At 64.3% G+C, this 2268-nt stretch carries 2 protein-coding genes and 1 pseudogene; 2 read left to right on the top strand and 1 reads right to left on the bottom strand.

What is annotated here, in order from left to right; translation table 11 throughout:
* Nucleotides 1-118: 118 nt before the first annotated feature.
* Nucleotides 119-691, bottom strand: a complete 573-nt coding sequence (locus tag AHiyo1_RS24015) for a GtrA family protein (RefSeq protein WP_059390287.1) — start codon at nucleotides 689-691, stop codon at nucleotides 119-121.
* 219 nt (nucleotides 692-910) lie between these two features.
* Here AHiyo1_RS24015 and AHiyo1_RS24010 point away from each other — a divergent pair, with 219 nt between their 5' ends.
* Together AHiyo1_RS24010 and AHiyo1_RS24005 are read left to right on the top strand one after the other, a co-directional pair.
* Nucleotides 911-2050 carry a 5-(carboxyamino)imidazole ribonucleotide synthase gene (locus AHiyo1_RS24010; RefSeq protein ID WP_059390286.1) on the top strand — a complete coding sequence of 380 codons (1140 nt, stop codon included), beginning with the start codon at nucleotides 911-913 and terminating at the stop codon, nucleotides 2048-2050.
* An 11-nt stretch (nucleotides 2051-2061) separates the two neighbouring features.
* A pseudogene (locus AHiyo1_RS24005) lies at nucleotides 2062-2268 on the top strand (AIR carboxylase family protein); the annotation flags it as partial.

Here is a 2268-nt window from a genome sequence, read left to right as displayed (position 1 = left end):
CCCTCGCGGACGCACTGGGCGCGTGGAGCAAAGACGGTTCAGTGGTCCTCGTGCACCCGGACGTCGACGTCACCCGGCACCTGCTGGACAACGAGCGCGTCAGCGGCGCCTAGGCACGTCAGCCGCGCTTGACCGCGTCTTCGCCTTGGTCCGAGCCAGTCTCGGAGCTGGCAACATGCATGGCCTTGGCTTTGGCCCTGTGGTGGGCCTCGATGATCTCGTGGTCATGCGAGAAGGCCGGCTCTTCGTCGAGTTCCTTGTTGAAGACCAGGAAGCGGTAGGCGAAGAAGCGCACGACAGTGGCCACGAGGATGCCGACGACTCCGGCGGCGAAGAGAACGTTCTTGTCCTGGATGTTCATGCCGTATTTGGCGATGGCGGTGAGGCCGGTGGAGATGCCGATACCAATTCCGTTGATGATGATGAACATCACGAACTCGCGCACCACGTTCTGCTGGCGGCGGTGGCGGAAGGTCCAGAAACGGTTGGCGATCCACGAGAACACGGTGGCCACGGTGGCGCCGACGAAACGGGCCTTCGCCTCACTGTCCGACATCGGGCCGTGCATGAGATAGTAGGTCAAGCCGTTATCTATGACGAACGCAACACCGCCGACAGCGCCAAACTTGGCTACTTCGCGCCAAAAGAGCGAGGCGAGCCCGCGGATGCGATCTGCAAGTGTGTTGATCATGACCCTCCATGGCCGTTGTTCTAGGGGGCCGATGGGCCGAAGCCTCCATTTTAGCTCCGATTTCTTGGAGCTTGCCCATTTGTTCCGTGCCGACGGCTTCGAGCCGGGTTCCAAGGACCCAGCGGCGAGCAGAATCTGGGAACCAGCCGCTGGTTCGGTAGGCTGAACCTTGTGACTTTTCCTGTAATTGGCGTGGTGGGCGGCGGACAGCTCGCACGAATGATGGCCCCGGCCGCAACCGCTCTCGGCTTTGAACTCCGGGTCCTTGCTGAAGGTGAGGACGTTTCCGCAGTCCAGGCCGTAGCAACGGCCCCCATTGGCGACTACAAGGACCTCGCGGCCCTTCTTGAGTTCTCGGAGGGCTTGGACGTCATGACCTTCGACCACGAACACGTTCCCACCGAGCACCTCCGGGCCTTGATCGAGGCCGGAGTCAACGTCCAGCCCGGCCCCGATGCCCTGGTGCACGCGCAGGACAAACTGGTGATGCGCGCCGCGATCGACCGCTTGGGGCTCCCCAATCCGGCGTGGGCTGCAGTCCACGGCGTCGAGGACCTCGTGGCATTCGGTGAGCAGACCGGTTGGCCGATCGTCTTGAAGACCCCGCGCGGAGGCTATGACGGCAAAGGCGTGCGCATCGTCCATTCCGCCGACGACGCCCGGAGCACCACGGACTGGTTCGACGCCATGAGCCCGCTGCTCGCGGAAGAGAAGGTTGACTTCAGCCGCGAGCTTTCCGCGCTCGTCGCAAGGACCCCAGACGGCGAATCCCGTGCTTGGCCGGTAGTCCACACCGTCCAGGTGGACGGCGTTTGCGACGAAGTGATTGCGCCGGCCCAGGACATTCCCGTAGAAGTCGCCGCGGCGGCCGAAGAGGCAGCGCTGCGGATCGCCAATGAACTCGGCGTCACGGGCGTCATGGCGGCCGAACTCTTCGAAACGCCCGGCGTCGGAGTCGGCTTCCTGGTCAACGAGCTCGCCATGCGGCCGCACAACACCGGCCACTGGACGCAAGACGGCTCCGTCACGAGCCAGTTCGAACAGCACTTGCGAGCGGTCCTCAACCTCCCGCTCGGTGCCACCGACGCGCTCGGCGCAGTAGTTGTCATGAAGAACTTCCTGGGCGGCGACAACCAGGATCTCTTCAGCGCCTACCCCAAGGCCCTCGCCTACGAACCTGCCGCAAAGGTCCACTGCTACGGCAAGTCCGTGCGGGCCGGCCGCAAGATCGGGCACGTGAACCTCGTCGGCAACTCGACGGCGGACGTCGACTCCATCCGACGCCGCGCCACCGTAGTGGCCGACATCATCCGCGACGGCCGCATGCCGGCCGAAACCACCTCCGAGGAGACCGCATGAGCGCAGAGAACATGGAAGCCGAAAACGCGGATGCGGCTGTCGCCGCCCCGATCGTAGGCCTCGTCATGGGCTCCGACTCCGACTGGCCGGTCATGGAAGCCGCGGCGGACGCCTGGCAGAATTCGGCATCCCTTTCGAAGCCGACGTCGTCTCAGCCCACCGCATGCCCACGGAAATGATCCGATACGGCCAGACTGCCCATGAACGTGGCCTTCGCG

The organism is Arthrobacter sp. Hiyo1 (assembly GCF_001263615.2).
Lineage (GTDB): Bacteria > Actinomycetota > Actinomycetes > Actinomycetales > Micrococcaceae > Arthrobacter.
Note: the sequence above shows the minus strand (reverse complement) of the source record. Positions and strands in the feature narration are given on the sequence as shown.